The 14,760-nt window shown below is 54.5% G+C and carries 16 protein-coding genes; 13 read left to right on the top strand and 3 right to left on the bottom strand.

Features of this window, described 5'->3' with window-relative positions:
* The first annotated feature begins 2 nt into the window (after positions 1-2).
* From AB1724_00925 to dctP (AB1724_00885), 9 genes are all read left to right on the top strand, one after another.
* Entirely contained in the window at positions 3-392 is a 390-nt protein-coding gene (locus AB1724_00925; GenBank protein ID MEW6076352.1) for a hypothetical protein, read from the top strand.
* On the top strand, positions 389-1,264 hold the full coding sequence (locus AB1724_00920) for a TRAP transporter TatT component family protein (protein MEW6076351.1): 876 nt from the start codon (positions 389-391) through the stop codon (positions 1,262-1,264). Before AB1724_00925 ends, AB1724_00920 begins: the two co-directional genes overlap by 4 nt.
* Position 1,265: 1 nt before the next feature.
* The gene (locus tag AB1724_00915) at positions 1,266-1,772 is read left to right on the top strand and encodes a TRAP transporter small permease subunit (protein ID MEW6076350.1); all 507 of its coding nucleotides are present in this window, start codon (positions 1,266-1,268) and stop codon (positions 1,770-1,772) included.
* A 30-nt stretch (positions 1,773-1,802) separates the two neighbouring features.
* A complete protein-coding gene (locus AB1724_00910) occupies positions 1,803-3,119 on the top strand; it encodes a TRAP transporter large permease subunit (GenBank protein ID MEW6076349.1) in 1,317 nt (438 codons plus the stop codon).
* 39 nt (positions 3,120-3,158) lie between these two features.
* Complete coding sequence (dctP, locus tag AB1724_00905; protein MEW6076348.1) at positions 3,159-4,547, top strand: TRAP transporter substrate-binding protein DctP; 1,389 nt, start codon at positions 3,159-3,161, stop codon at positions 4,545-4,547.
* Between the two features lie 17 nt (positions 4,548-4,564).
* Positions 4,565-5,962 carry a TRAP transporter substrate-binding protein DctP gene (gene dctP, locus AB1724_00900; GenBank protein ID MEW6076347.1) on the top strand — a complete coding sequence of 466 codons (1,398 nt, stop codon included), beginning with the start codon at positions 4,565-4,567 and terminating at the stop codon, positions 5,960-5,962.
* Positions 5,963-5,998: 36 nt separating this feature from the next.
* Positions 5,999-7,393: a TRAP transporter substrate-binding protein DctP gene (gene dctP / locus AB1724_00895; protein MEW6076346.1), complete on the top strand. Its 1,395-nt coding sequence runs from the start codon at positions 5,999-6,001 to the stop codon at positions 7,391-7,393.
* Between the two features lie 156 nt (positions 7,394-7,549).
* On the top strand, positions 7,550-8,935 hold the full coding sequence (gene dctP, locus AB1724_00890; GenBank protein ID MEW6076345.1) for a TRAP transporter substrate-binding protein DctP: 1,386 nt from the start codon (positions 7,550-7,552) through the stop codon (positions 8,933-8,935).
* A gap of 160 nt (positions 8,936-9,095) precedes the next feature.
* Positions 9,096-10,490 (top strand): TRAP transporter substrate-binding protein DctP, encoded by a 1,395-nt coding sequence (dctP, locus tag AB1724_00885; protein MEW6076344.1) that lies wholly within the window; start codon positions 9,096-9,098, stop codon positions 10,488-10,490.
* A 31-nt stretch (positions 10,491-10,521) separates the two neighbouring features.
* Here dctP (AB1724_00885) and AB1724_00880 read toward each other — a convergent pair whose 3' ends face one another.
* Together AB1724_00880 and ndk are read right to left on the bottom strand one after the other, a co-directional pair.
* Positions 10,522-11,280 (bottom strand): RNA methyltransferase, encoded by a 759-nt coding sequence (locus AB1724_00880; protein ID MEW6076343.1) that lies wholly within the window; start codon positions 11,278-11,280, stop codon positions 10,522-10,524.
* 2 nt (positions 11,281-11,282) lie between these two features.
* Positions 11,283-11,699, bottom strand: coding sequence for a nucleoside-diphosphate kinase (gene ndk / locus AB1724_00875; protein MEW6076342.1), 417 nt, complete (start codon positions 11,697-11,699; stop codon positions 11,283-11,285).
* A gap of 213 nt (positions 11,700-11,912) precedes the next feature.
* On the opposite strand from ndk, the gene AB1724_00870 reads away from it, so the two are divergent.
* The 4 genes from AB1724_00870 (at position 11,913) to AB1724_00855 (ending at position 14,326) form a co-directional block, all read left to right on the top strand.
* Positions 11,913-12,440, top strand: coding sequence for an O-acetyl-ADP-ribose deacetylase (locus tag AB1724_00870; protein ID MEW6076341.1), 528 nt, complete (start codon positions 11,913-11,915; stop codon positions 12,438-12,440).
* Positions 12,441-12,748: 308 nt separating this feature from the next.
* Positions 12,749-12,955 (top strand): hypothetical protein, encoded by a 207-nt coding sequence (locus tag AB1724_00865; GenBank protein ID MEW6076340.1) that lies wholly within the window; start codon positions 12,749-12,751, stop codon positions 12,953-12,955.
* An 80-nt stretch (positions 12,956-13,035) separates the two neighbouring features.
* Positions 13,036-13,746: an enoyl-CoA hydratase/isomerase family protein gene (locus AB1724_00860; protein ID MEW6076339.1), complete on the top strand. Its 711-nt coding sequence runs from the start codon at positions 13,036-13,038 to the stop codon at positions 13,744-13,746.
* A gap of 37 nt (positions 13,747-13,783) precedes the next feature.
* The gene (locus AB1724_00855) at positions 13,784-14,326 is read left to right on the top strand and encodes a nitroreductase family protein (GenBank protein MEW6076338.1); all 543 of its coding nucleotides are present in this window, start codon (positions 13,784-13,786) and stop codon (positions 14,324-14,326) included.
* A gap of 45 nt (positions 14,327-14,371) precedes the next feature.
* On the opposite strand, the gene AB1724_00850 is transcribed toward AB1724_00855, so the two are convergent.
* Positions 14,372-14,707: a hypothetical protein gene (locus AB1724_00850; protein MEW6076337.1), complete on the bottom strand. Its 336-nt coding sequence runs from the start codon at positions 14,705-14,707 to the stop codon at positions 14,372-14,374.
* Positions 14,708-14,760: the final 53 nt, after the last annotated feature.

Raw genomic sequence — 14,760 nt, 5'->3', positions numbered from 1 at the left:
GAATGGAGAATAACGATTGGCAATATAGCAGTAACCGCCATGGTTTTCAAAGGTTTCTCAACCACCGTCGGCCAACGCCGGAAGACCGCCTGCGGAACATAAAGGAAAAAGTGTTGACAAACAGAGACGATCCATCATTATTTACCCTGTTTTACCGTAAAAGTAAAAAGTTCAACGTAACAGTTCCAGGCAAAACACTTATAATGGCTCGCGATATGGTTTTTCATCATGAATTCCGAAATGGATTGACTGCCCCGCCTTTCTTCATATATAGTGGCGCTGTTTTTTTGGCAGCCGCAAAGGCGCCCGAAACGCCTGACGGCGACCCGGGGAAAACCGGCCCGCTAACGGCCATTAAACAAAACATAAATCAGGAAGGGAGATCAGCATGACTTCACTAAAAAAGAAAATGGTGTGTATGTCCGCCGTTGCCGCTCTTCTGGTAATCGTATGCGGATGCACTCCCATGCTTCGCTCGGGAATCAAGGTCGCGCATCCGGCCATCGAGAACATCGAGGTCGCTCTTTTCCAGCAGAAAAACCTGGATTTAGTGGAGAAAGGGCTGCCCGGACAAATCCTGCTTCTGGAAGGCCTGCTGGGGACGGCTCCCAATGACCCGCTCCTGTTGACCATGGCCGTTAAAGCCTACACCGGCCTGGGCATGCTGGTCGAAGACGAACACCCGGAAAAAGCCACCGCCCTGTATACCCGCGGAACCGAATGCGGCATGCGGCTGCTCAAGCAACACCGGGGATTCCGTAAAGCGATAGAAAAAGGGAAAAGCGTGGGCGAAGCCACCAAGCAGATCAAGAGCAAAAAATTCGCTCCGTCCCTGCTGTGGACGGCCTCCTGCATGGGCGCCAACGTACTGCTGAACGCCGGCGACCCCATGATCGCCATTGACCTGGCCCCGGTCAACACCATGGCCAACCATGTGGCGGAGCTGGACAGCAATTATTTCCATGGATTCGCGCACATGTTTGTCGGAACGGTCAACAGCATGCTGCCGGCCACCTTCGGCGGAGACAAGAAAAAGGCCAAGGAAGCGTTCGACACCATCGACAAGATGAACAAGGGCAAGTTCCTTCTTCCGAAGGTGTTTTACGCCAAATTCTATCTGACCGACGACAAAGACGCCGAGATGACCCTGCGAAAAATCATCGATACCCCGGATGGCGAGATGCCAGAAATCGAGCTGTTGAACCAGATCGCCAAGGCCAAGGCCAGATTTATTCTAAAACAGAGGGGTCTCCTGGAGCAATAAGATGAAAATCCTGTATAAAATCGAACGCATCATCTACAATGTCGAGTTGACGGCCATTGTTCTCCTGCTGCTGTCACTCTCCATTTTTGCCTTCATTCAGGTCGTATTGCGAAATTTCTTTGACTATTCGATCATCTGGATGGCGGTATACAACAGTATGGCCCTGCTGGCGCTGGCCCTGCTCGGCGCCAGCATCGCCACCTCCAGTTTCGAAAGAAGCCACATCAATATCGACCTTCTCCAGGGAATACTCAAGCCTCCCTACAACAGATACTTGAGCATGTTTTTAATGCTCGTGGCCGCTCTGGCCTGCCTGCTGTTCATGAAATTCTCCTGGGATTACGTGCTGGTGACCAGAGAGGTGGGAAAAATCGAATCGGCCATTCACACCCCGGAATGGGTCATCACCCTGATGTTTCCGGTATGTTTTCTGTCCATGGCTTTCAAGTTTTTCGTTTGTTTCCTGACCGAGATAAACGATATCCGCAAGGCAAGGAACACAGATTAACAGCCTCATACGGTTGAAAGGAATTCGGGCGTGACATTCATTGCGTTAGGACTTCTCCTGCTGGCGATATCCGGTGAACCCCTGTTTATTATCATCGGCGGCATGGCCTTTGCCAACTTTTATTTCGTGATCGACATCGCCCCCGCCACCCTGTTCACGGACTTCTACCGGCTGACCACCATGCCGATCTTTGTCGCCATCCCGCTCTTTATCTTTTCCGGATACCTGCTGGCCGACACCCGGCTGCCGGAAAAAATGCTGCGCCTGACCAACGCCCTGGTGGGCTGGCTGCCCGGAGGACTGTGCTTTGTCGCCCTGATCGCCTGTTCCATCTTCACCGCCTTTACCGGCGCCAGCGCCATCACCATCGTCGGCATCGGCACCCTGCTCTATCCCGTCTTCCAGAAAGACGGCTACCCGGAAAATTTCACCCTCGGCCTGATCACCACCGGCGGCAGCCTGGGCACCCTGCTCATGCCCTGCCTGCCCTTGATCCTATATGGCGTCATCGCCGGCCAGCAGAAAGGCGTCAGCCTGAACGTGGAGGACATGTTCATAGCCGGGCTGCTTCCGGCAATCCTGCTGATCGCCCTGCTCTACGCCTATGCCTTCTTCTTCGGCATCAAATACAGCCCGCTGAAAAAATTCTCTTTTGCGGAAGTGGCTGCCGCGACCTGGGAGATCAAGTGGGAACTGCCCCTGCCCGTGCTGGTGGTCGGCGGCATCCTGACCGGCCTGTTTTCTGCGCCCGAAGCCGCGGCCGTGGCCGCAATCTATGTGCTGGTGGTGGAGTGGTTTGTCATCCGGGATTTGAACTTCCGCAAGCTGATCTCAATCATCCGCCGCAGCATGATCATGAACGGCGCCATCCTGATGATCGTGGGCATGGCCCTGGGCCTGACGGACGTGTTCGTGACCCTGTCCGTTCCGGAAAAACTGTTTGAATTCCTCGGTCAGTACATCACCAGCAAGTACACCTTTCTCCTCCTGCTGAACGGCTTCCTGCTCATGGTCGGCGCGCTCATGGACATCTTTTCCGCCTGCGCCATTGTCGTGCCGATCGTGGTCCCCATCGCCCTGAAATACGGCGTCGATCCGGTTCACCTGGGCATTATTTTTCTGGCCAACCTGGAACTGGGCTTCCTTACCCCGCCCGTGGGCATGAGCCTGTTCATCTCCTCGCTCAAGTTCAACAAATCTTTACCCACGATCGTGCGCTCGATTCTTCCTTTTATTGCTCTGCTGCTCATCGGCGTTCTGCTGATCACCTACATCCCGGCCTTATCGCTTTATCTGCTTGAATTCACGGATAAACCAGCGATCATTGACCCGTCATCCCTGCTGTAGGAGGCATGCGTTGAACCTGTAATGGTAAGGAGGCAAAAAATGTTCAGCCGGCAAGTGTTTTTCAGAAACATTCGTCCGTGGCTGCTGTTTGCCACTGCCATCCTGGCCCTTTCGGCGGGAAGTCCATTGAATGCCGCGGCGGAACCTGTTTCCCCGGAATTTCAGGGCGTATTGATCGAAAGCCTGACGGCCCTGTGGACCGGCCAGGAATTTTCCCCGGAGCTGAAACAGCGGCAGGAAACCGTCAAAACCATGCTGACTTCCGGCGCCGTGTCGAAAGCCGAACTGGAAAGCCTGCTGGAAGCGTCCTTTCTTTCCATACCGAATCAGCATAAAACCTCCCGTTATATTCTCAAGGACTTTCCCGCGCGAGTGAACGCCCTCCTGTCTCCCCACATGACCTGGGAAGAGGTGAAACCCATCTTGTGGCAGGCCATGTCGTCCCCGGCCAGAAAAGACAATCCCATACAAATCCGGATCGGCACCTTGGGCCCGCCGGGCACTCCCTGGATCAACGTACCTGAAACCATCGCCATTCCCGAAATCGAAAAGTTGAGTGACGGAAAGGTTCTGATCAAGATTTACGGCGGCGGCGTCATGGGGGAAGACACCCAGGTGCTGAGAAAAATGGGCGCCGGCCAGCTGGACGGCTGCGGCTGCACCGCCCTGGGCGTGCTGGAAGCGTCACCGGACATGTCGTCGCTGCTCCTGCCGGGATTGTTTAAGAATTATAAAGAAGTGGATTTTATCTGTGAAAAGTTCAGAAAGCGGCTGGACAAGGCCTTTGAGGACAAAGGATACGTCCTGGTCGCCATCATTGATACCGGTTATTTCTATCTGTTCTCGAAAAACAAGGTGGCCGGCCTGGCGGATTTGAGAAAACAGAAGGCCCTGACCTGGTTCGGCGCCATGGAAAACACCTTTTTCCAGGAAATGGGAATCACCGCCATGCCGGTATCCGTGCCGGACATCGTTTCCGCCCTGAGTACCGGCCAGGCTGAAACCACCATGGCGCCGGCGGCCTGGATGCTGGGCATGCAGGCCTATCAATACATCAGTTTTTATCTTCAGCCGCCCCTGCTCTATTCACCGTCAGCCGTCTTCATCTCTAAAGATTTGGTCGACCGGGTACGAAAACAGATCGGCGTGTCCGAGATTTACGCCTTCAATGTTCAGGAAATCCTTGTGTCTGAATTCATCGCTCTGGAGCCGGAATGGAACCGGCAGATCAGGGATTACGAGGAAAAAAGCCTGAAAGCTTTTGAAGGCAAATGCGGCATGAAGGCCGTCACCTTTTCACCCGAAGATCAGCAGGCCATCGAAAAAGCGGGTAAAGCCGTCCAGCAGAAACTGGCCGGTAAGGTTTTCCCGGAAGACCTGATGGGAGACATCCAGAAATCGCTTGAGGCTTACCGGGCGCAGCATTAGATTAAGGAGACGGGAAAATGGTTATTTCGAACGCGCGTTCCGGAATCAATCTGCCGCGGGTCTTTTTATCCGTTTTTATCGCGCTGCTGATCAGCATCATGGTTGGGCCGACGGTATCCGCGGCAGCGGATGCCGGGCGGCAGGGATTTCAAACCATCCTGGTCGAAAGCTTGACGGCGCTGTGGACCGGTCAGGAATTTTCTCCGGAATTAAAGCAGCGGCAGGAAACCCTTAAAGCCATGCTGGCATCGGGCGCCGTGCCAAAATCCGAGATGGAAACCATGACGGAAGAAACTATTTCTTCCATTCTGGACCGGCATAAAACTTCACGATACATTCTCAAGGATTTCCCCACCCGCGCCAGCGCCCTCTTTGCGCCTCAAATGACCTGGGATGAAATCAAGCAAATCATCTGGCGGGCCATGACGTCACCGGTCAAAAAAGAAGATCCTGTATTGTTTAAGGTCGGCACCCTGGCTCCGCCGGGCACACCCTGGCTGACCGTTCCCGAGACCATTGCCTTTCCGGAAATCGAAAGGCTGAGCGAGGGCAGGGTTCTGATGAAAATTTACGGAGGCGGCGTCATGGGGGAAGACACCGACATTCTCAGAAAGATGGATATGGGGCAGCTCGACAGCTGCGGCTGCACCTCCCTCGGCGTTCTGGCGGCCTCTCCGGACACCTCGGCCTTTCTGGTGCCGGGCCTGTTCAAAAATTACGAAGAAGTCGATTACATCTGCGAAAAATTCAGAAAACGGCTGGACGAGGGGTTTGAAAAAAAAGGGTATATTCTGGCGGCCCTGATCGACACCGGCTTCTTCTATATGTTTTCCAAAAACAAGATCACCGGCCTGGCGGATTTGCGCAAGCAGAAGGTCCTGACCTGGTTCGGTGCCATGGAAACAGCCCTTTACAAGGAACTGAGCATCAATCCCACGCCCGTGGCCGTCCCGGAAATCGTATCCACCCTGAGTACCGGACTGGCCGACACCAATCTGTCGCCGGCGGGATGGATGCTGGGCATGCAGGCTTATCAGTATTCCAAATATTTTCTCAAACCGGCCCTGCTCTATTCACCCGCGGCCGTCATTGTCAGCACCAAAACCAAGGAACGGTTGCGGAAGCAGATCAACGTGTCCGAGACTTACGCCCACAATGTCCAGGAATTGCTGGTTTTTGAATTTAATTCCATCGAGCCGGAATGGAGACGGCAGATCAGGGCTTACGAGGGCAAAAGCCTGGAGGCCTTCGAAAGCAAATGCGGCATCAAGGTCATGACGTTTTCATTTGAAGACCAGCAGGCCATCGAAAAGGCGGGCGAATCCGTGCAGCGACAGATGGCCGGCAAGGCTTTTTCCGCGGATCTGATCGTCGACATTAAGAAAGCGCTGGAGGAATACAGAGCAAAGCATTAACCATCAAGCCCCAGAAAAGATAAAGGAGGAGTCGTTATGGTTACTATCCATCTGCGTTCCATGAAACCCCGGCTGCGGGTACTGTGCGGCATCATGATCATGATGATTCTGACGTGGCGCCCGGCCGCCGTTGCGGCGGCGGATGCCGGAACTGCCGAATTCCAGGGCATGCTTCAGGCCGTTCTGGAGGCCCTGTGGACCGGGCAGGATCTGACCCCGGAGTTGAAGCAGAAACAGGAAACCATCAAAGACACGTTGAGAACAGGCGCCGTGCAGGCGGCCGACCTGGAAGCCATGCTGCAGAAAATGATGCCTTCCGTACTGGATCGCCAGCAGACATCCCGATATATCCAGATAGGGCTTCCGGAACAGATCAACGCCCTGCTGGCCCCGCAGATGGACTGGAAAAAATTTAAAGACATTGCCTGGAAGGTGATGGCGTCCCCGGCTAAGAAGGAGGACCCCATGGTGATCAAGCTCGGCACCCTGGCGCCTCCGGGCACCCCCTGGCTGAGCATCCCTGAAACCGTTACCCTCCCCGAGATCGAAAGGCTGAGCGAAGGAAAGCTCCAGATCAAAATTTACGGCGGCGGCGTCATGGGGGAAGATACGGACATCCTCAGAAAGATCGACATCGGCCAGCTCGACAGCTGCGGCTGCACCGCCATCGGTGTGCTGGCGGCCTCGCCGGACACCTCGGCTCTGCTCCTGCCGGGCCTGTTTAAAAATTATGCCGAGATCGATTACATCTGCGAAAAGTTCCGGAGAAGACTGGATGAGGGGTTTGAGAAAAAGGGATATATCCTGGCGGCCCTGATCGACACCGGCTATTTTTATATATTCTCGGCCAACAAGATTACCGGCCTGGAGGACCTGCGCAAGCAGAAAGTCCTGACCTGGTTCGGCGCCATGGAAACCACCCTGTACAAGGAACTGGGCATCAACGCCACCCCAGTGGCGGTTCCGGAAGTGGTTTCGGCCCTGAGCACCGGCCTGGCCGATACCAACATGGCGCCCGCCGCCTGGATGCTGGGCATGCAGGCCTATCAATACTCCAACTACTATCTCAAACCGCCTTTCCTCTATTGCCCCGCAGCCGTTATCGTCAGTTCAAAGACCAAAGAGCGGCTGCAGAAGCAGATTGGCGTATCGGAGACCTACGCCCAGAACATCCAGGAAATGCTGGTGGCTGAATTCAACGTCCTGGAGCCGGAATGGAAAAAGCAGATCAGGGCCTACGAGGAAAAAAGCCTGAAAGCCTTTGAAAGCAAGTGCGGCATGAAGGCCATGACCTTCTCTCCCGAAGACATGAAGATGATTGAAAAGGCCAGCCAGGCGGTTCTGGCTTCCCAGTCCGGCAAGACGTTCTCCGCGGAACTGATGGCCGACATCCAGAAGGAGCTGGACGCTTACCGGGCGAGCAAAAAATAGCACCGGGCCGGAAGCTGATCGTTTGCCGAAAACATTTGGAGGCGGCCTTCCGGCCGCCTCTTCCATCAGAAGCACATCCGTACCGGTGCCTGTTTCGTGTGACAGCGGGACAGACGGGGGTGAATCGGTTATAGGAACAAAAAGAAGGGGTGAATCATGCATATTCCCGGTGTTCGTTGGGGACTTATCCGCCGCCCGCTGCCAGTATTCTTCTGCCTGCTGATACTGGGCATCACGTCGCGGCCGGAGGCCGCTGGCGACGCACCCGCCCGTGATGGTTTTCAAAAAATTCTGCAGGAAAGCCTGGAGACCCTGTGGACCGGTCGTGAAGTAGGGCCTGAACTCAAACGGCGCCAGCAGTCCATGCTCAACAACGGCGCCGTGGCCAAGGTCGACCTGGAAAGCATGGCAAAAACAGCGCTGACGACCATTATGGATCGGCACAAAACCTCTCGATATATCCAGAAAGACCTGCCCGAACGTTTTAACGCTCTTTTTTCCCCGCATATAAACAAAAAAGAGTTTAAGCAGATCCTGTGGCGCGCCCTGACGTCCCCCATTCAGGGGAAGGAGCCTTTCCAGATACGGATTGGCACGCTGGCTCCTCCCGGAACGCCCTGGCTGACCGTGCCGGAAACCAGCACCATCCCGGAAATCGAAACATTAAGCGGCGGAAAAATTTTGATCAAGATTTACGGCGGCGGGGTTATGGGGGAAGACCCTGAAATCCTCAAAAAAATGAAGGACGACCAGGTTGACGGCTGCGGCTGCACCGCCCTGGGTGTATTAACGGCCTCTCCCGACGCATCCGCGCTGCTGATACCCGGACTATTTAAAAACTATGAAGAGGTGGATTACATCTGCGAAAAATTCCGTCCGGACCTGGACCGGGTTTTTGAGGAAAAAGGTTACATTCTGGCGGCCCTGATCGACACCGGTTTTTTTTACCTGTTTTCTAAAAACGCCGTGACCGGCCTGACTGATATGAAAAGTCAGAAAGTTGCCACCTGGTTCGGTACCGTGGAAACGGCCCTTTATCAGGAACTGGGAATTGTCCCGATCCCTGTGACAACGCCGGAACTGGTGACTGCCCTCAGCACGAACGTCGTCACCACCAACCTGTCGCCCGCGGCATGGGTCCTGGGGATGCAGGCCCATCAGTATTGCCGCTATTATCTCAAACCGCCGCTGCTCTATTCACCTGCGGCCGTTATCGTTTCCACCCGCATGAGAGACCGGCTGCAAAAGCAAATCGGCATTTCAGACGTTTTCGCCTGGAACATTCAGGAGGTAATGGTTTCTGAATTCAACGGCCTGGAACCGGAGTGGAAAGCGCAGATCAGAAGCTACGAAGAAAAAAGCCTGATGGCCTTTGAAACCAAATGCGGCATTCAGCCCGTGGTCCTCTCTCCGCAAGATCAGCAGGTCATTGAAAAGGCAGGCACGTCGCTTCAGCAGAAACTGGCCGGGAAGGTCTTTTCGGCAAAACTGATGAATGATATTCAGAAAGCGCTGGAGGCGTATCGGGCCCAGAAGCAGTAAACCAGGCAGGTGGAAAATTATTGTTTTGTATTCAATTCCACGGTATTCTAATAAAATCTGATTGCGGCGCCTGTCCGCCGGCTGCAACCGCGTTCGATTTCGCCTGGAAAAATTCGGAGGTTTCCGACAACAACCGCATTTCACAAAAGGAGTTATGGTCATGGCTATTTCTATCGCGCGTTCAGTCAATATCCGGCCGCCGGTGCGGTGGTTATGCCTGTTCCTGGCGGCGACCTTGCTGTTCGCTGGCGCGGCCGCGGCAGCTGACGCCGCCCGCACGGATTTCCAGAACAACCTCCAGGCAAGCCTGGAGGCCATATGGACCGGACAGGAATTCAGCCCGGAAGTTAAGCAACGGCAGCAGTCGCTGCAGACCGCGCTGACGAGCGGCAACGTCAACAAGGCCGAACTGGAAAGCATGATGGAAGCGGCGTTTCTGTCCCTGCTGGACCGGCAGAAGACATCGCGATACGCGCTCAAAGCCCTGCCGGAACGATTCAACGCCATTTTCGCGCCCCATATGGATTGGAAAAGAGGCCGGGAAATCATGTGGCGGGCCATGGCGTCACCGGTCAAGAAAGAAGATCCCGTAATATTCAGGGTCGGCACCCTGGCGCCTCCGGGCACCCCCTGGCTGAGCGTTCCCGAGACCATCGCCTTTCCCGAGTTCGAACGGCTGAGCGACGGAAAATTTATAACCAAAATATACGGCGGCGGCGTCATGGGCGAGGACCCGGAAATTTTGAAAAAAATGGGCTCCGGCCAGCTGGACTGCTGCGGCTGCACCGCCCTGGGCGTGCTGGAGACCTGCCCGGAAGCGGCCGTCCTGCTGGTGCCAGGCCTGTTCACCAGCTTTGAAGAGGTGGATTACATCTTTGAAAAATTCAGAAAACGGCTGGACGACGGGTTTGAAAAAAAAGGATACGTCCTGTGGGCGCTGATCGACACCGGATTCTTTTACATGTTCTCCACCACCAAAACGGCCGGCCTGGAGGATATTAAAAAGCAAAAGGTCCTGACCTGGTTCGGTTCCATCGAAACCACCTTTTTCAAGGAACTGGGGATTACCCCCAAACCCGTGGCCGTGCCGGATATCGTAGCAGCGCTTAACACCGGCGCGGCCGAAACCAATATAGCCCCGGCCGCCTGGATGCTGGGCATGCAGGCCTACCAGTACTCGAACTATTATATCAAGCCACATCTGCTCTATTCACCGGCGGCCGTTATTGTCAGCGTCGATAAAAAACATAAAATTCAGAAACAACTGGGCGTTTCCGCCGTCTTTTCCCATAACATCATTGAGGTTCTGGCCGCCGAATGGAACATCGTTGAGCCGGAATGGAGACGGCAGATCAGAATGTACGAGGAAAAAAGTCTGAAAGCCTTTGAAACCAAGTGCGGCATGAAGTCCGTTACCCTGTCCGCTGAAGATCAGGCGGTCCTTCAGAAAGTAAATAAGGCCGTGGCGCAGAAACTGACCGGTACGGTATTTCCCGGTGACCTGTTGGGCGAAATTCAGAAGGCGCTGGAAGAGTTCCGGGCAAAAACACATTAAGCAGGGATTGCCATAAAGAGGGCCGCCGCTGTCAGGGGCGGCCTTCTTTTTTTCCGTCGGCGTACCGTTTCTCTCCATACCAGTTGATCTGTCGGCAGATGCCGCGGATCAGCCGGACTTCCTTGGCCGTCAGGCCGACCCGTGCAAAAAACCGGCGGAAATTGTTCATCCAGTAATCCGGGTTGCTGCGGTTGACAAAATCGATCTTGATCAGGGCGTCCTTTAAGTGATCGTACATGCCCTCCAGCTCGTGGTGATTGGCCAGACGGGGTTGGAATTCAGGCTCCTTCTCGCCGGCCGCCCGGAAGATTTCATAGCAGACGATCATGACCGCCTGAGCCAGATTCAGCGACGAAAAATCCGCCGTCGGTATGGTGATCAGGTTGTGACAAAAGCGCAGTTCGTCGTTTTCCAGCCCCCGGTCCTCGGGACCGAACAGAATGGCCATGGAATTGTCCGCGGAAAGAGCAACCATTTTGCGGGCCAGCTGCTCCGGGGGCAAAACCAGCTGGCGCTGCTTCCCCCTTCGGGCGGTCGTCCCGGCGATATAGGTAAAGGAAGACAAGGCCGTTTCCAGGCTGTCACAGACCTGTATGGCGTCCGCCACGGCCACGGCCACGTGGGTGGCGGTTTTGTAAATCCGGTCGAACTCGAGGTTCTCCGGTGCCACTACCACCAGCCGCCGGAGGCCCATGTTCATCATGGCCCGGCAGCAGGCCCCGATATTTTCCGGAATACGGGGCCGCACCAGGACAATGGCGGTGTTTTCCAGGACGGCTGCCGCGGTCATGCCTACCGGACGATTTCAAAGGCGTTGAAAAAATAGCCGATTTCAAAGGCCGCGGTTTCCGGCGCGTCCGAGCCATGGACCACGTTTTTCTCGATGTCCGTGGCCAGATCCCGGCGGATGGTGCCTTCGGCGGCATCCTTGCAGTTGGTGGCGCCCATCAGGTCGCGATAACGTTTGATGATATTCTCACCCTTGAGTACCATGACCACGGCCGGTCCGGAACACATGAAATCGGTCAGGCTCTCAAAAAACGGCCGGCCCCGGTGAACGGCGTAAAACCCCTCGGCCTGGGCCTTGGTCATGGAAACCATTTTCATGGCGGCAATGGTGAATCCCGCCTGTTCCAGCCGCTTGACCACTTCACCGATGAGGCCGCGCTGAACCGCGTCCGGTTTGATAATCGACAAGGTCTGTTCCATGCGTCATCTCCTTCTATTGTCTGTGTGGTTAGGAAAGGCAAAGTTTTACTGCCTGTTACCTGAATTACGGGGCCAAGTCAACCGGGAAAGTGCGCCCGAAGAGCAGATAGGTTCGTTTTGAACTTTCCAGGGAAAAATGATAATGGTTATTAAAAAGAGCCAAGCAGTCGTCACGGGCGCGGTATTGGCGCCGGGAAAAACGGGAGGACGCAAATGACAGACAACCTGTTGAGCAAAGTGGAGATCTGGCAGGGGGACATCACCACCCTGGCCGTGGATGCCATTGTCAACGCGGCCAACAAGAGCCTGCTGGGCGGCGGCGGGGTGGACGGGGCCATTCACCGGGCGGCGGGACCGGGCCTCCTGGAGGAGTGCCGCGCTCTGGGCGGTTGCCCCACAGGAGAAGCCCGCATCACCGGCGGATACAATCTTCCCGCCCGGTATATCATTCATACGGTGGGGCCGGTGTACAACCGGAATAACCCGGAAGTTCCCCGATTGCTGGCCTCCTGCTACGAAAACAGCCTGAAACTGGCGGCGGAACATCAGTTATCCTCAGTGGCTTTTCCCGCCATCAGCTGCGGTGTGTACGGCTATCCGGTGGAAGAGGCCTGCCGGATAGCGATAACGACCATATGTAAATCGCTGAAAACAAAACCGGGAATTAAAAAAGTTGTGCTGGTGGTCTTCTCAAATGACAATCTCCTATTATATCAAAATGTTATCAATGAATCGACATGACTCTTGGCCTGCTTTCCTTCGAAATCTCCAGCGGCTTTCGACAATTTGTGTTTGACAACCATCGGGTTGATCCTTAATCTATATTAAAAAGGGCGGTTGAAACTTCCGGCCTCAAGCCGGCGTTTTAACAAAAAATAGCCGGGCATCTGTTCCCGGTTCAATAGTTTATGCTTCAGGAGGATATTATGGCTGATGTTGAGGTTACTGCCCCCGCGCAGGAGCAGATTACCGAATATTTCAAAGGCAGGACAGTCTCTCCCATCCGGATTTTTTTAAACGAAGGTGGCTGAGGCGGACCGTCATTTGCGATGGCTCTGGATGAGCCAAAAGAGACGGACAGTGTCCATGAAATCGGCGGTTACAAGTTTCTGGTTGACACGGTTTTCCTGGAAAAGGCCAAACCGGTTAAAGTCGATTTTACCAATTACGGGTTTGCCATTTCATCCAGCATTGAGCTTGGCAAGGGAGGCTGCGGAAGCTGCGGAAGCGGTGAAAAAAGCACCTGCTGTGGTTAAACCCGGTTAATCGTTTTTTTAATACAAAAACCGCTTCATCGCCTGACGATGGAGCGGTTTTTTTGATAACAGGAGAAGCAATGGACAAAGTCACGTATTCCCTGGAAAACGAGGTGGCCATCATCGCTATGAACAGCGGAGAGAACCGCTTCAACAATGATTTTCTGGACGCTTTCCTGTCCACCATGGATGCCGTTGAGAACCGGACCGACGCCCGCACCCTGATTGTCACCTCCTCACATGAAAAAATCTTTTCCAACGGCATCGACCTGGACTGGCTGTCCGGGTTCATCAATGCCGGAAGAATCGACGAGGTAAAAAAGTTCTTGTATAAGCAGAACGAAATGTTCAAGCGGCTGGTCACATCGCCGCTGATCACCATCGCCGCCCTCTCCGGCCATGCCTTTGCCGGCGGCGCTATCCTGGCCTGCGCTTTTGATTTCCGGCTGATGCGCTCGGACCGGGGCTTTTTCTGCTTTCCGGAAGTGGACCTGGGCATTCCCTTCCTGCCCGGCATGCTGGAGCTTCTAAAATCGGCCATTCCGCTTTATAAAATGGACGAGATGCAATACCTTGGCTCCCGCCTGACCGCCCAGGAGTGCGAAGCGCATCATATTATTACCAAGGCCTGTCCGCGCGATGAACTGATGAAGGAAGCCGTGGCGTTTGCCAAAAAATTCAACAAGGACAGAAAAACCGTGGGCGAAATGAAACGCCGCATGAACCGGCACATCGTCCGGGCCATCGAAGTGGAAGACGTGGAATATATTGAAAGAGGCCGTCTGGTATAACCGCCGCAAGGCAGGAAAACATAAAAAGGAGATTGTCATGGGCGCTGTCATGGAAGCCATTAAGAACAGAAGAAGTATCAGAAAATACGAAGAGAAGGATGTTCCGGAGGCGGTCGTTAAGGAGTTGCTGGAGGCCGTGCAATGGTCCCAATCCTGGGCCAACACCCAGTGCTGGGAAGTGATCGTGGTCCGGGGACAGCAGATCAAGGACCAGCTCAGCGAAGCGGTCCTGAAGGGAAATCCGGCCCAGAAAGCCGTGTCCGCGGCGCCGGTGGTACTGGTGCTTTGCGCCAAACTGAAGAGTTCCGGATACTACAAAGATGTGGTCACCACCAAGTTCGGCGACTGGTTCATGTTTGACATCGGCATTGCCGCCCAGAACATCTGCCTTCAGGCCCAGGACATGGGTTTAGGCGCGGTGGTCATGGGTCTGTTTGATCATAACAAGATTCAGGAAATTCTCGGCGTTCCGGGAGGATATGAAGTGGTGACCATGATTCCTTTAGGCTATCCGGCCAAACCGGCCAGCGCGCCCAAACGCCGGGAAATAGCCGAATTCACCCATTATGAGCGGTTTTAGACCGATTATTTTTATTGGCCGGATTTTTTTATATATTACTTCCGGTCATATCTTCACCAGCGCGACCACGGTGACAAGGTCCTTTTTCAGAACAAATTTAACGGGCGTTCCCGGTGAAAAATTCAACCGTGTCAATCGCACACCGCTTTCACTATAATATTTAATATCAGTAGAAAACCTGTAGCCGGCGTCATCGACAACCATGCCGTTGTCATTGATCGAATCGATTCGCCCGGACTTCCAGACCAGTTCGGGCTCTTCCTGGGTACCGAATTCCACGGCCCCCATCAGCGGATCAGCGGGCACCGATTCCTCCGCCGGCAGCGCCAGGGGCGCCAGTATCATCGCCATCATTATCACAATAAGCATGCCTTTTTTCATCGTATCTCCTTAAAAAACCAAACCGCGCTCAGGGGCGGCCACCGCCATCGCCC

It is taken from the genome of Thermodesulfobacteriota bacterium, from assembly GCA_040753795.1.
Classification (GTDB): domain Bacteria; phylum Desulfobacterota; class Desulfobacteria; order Desulfobacterales; family Desulfosudaceae; genus JBFMDX01.
This window is presented reverse-complemented; position numbering and strand designations above follow the sequence as displayed.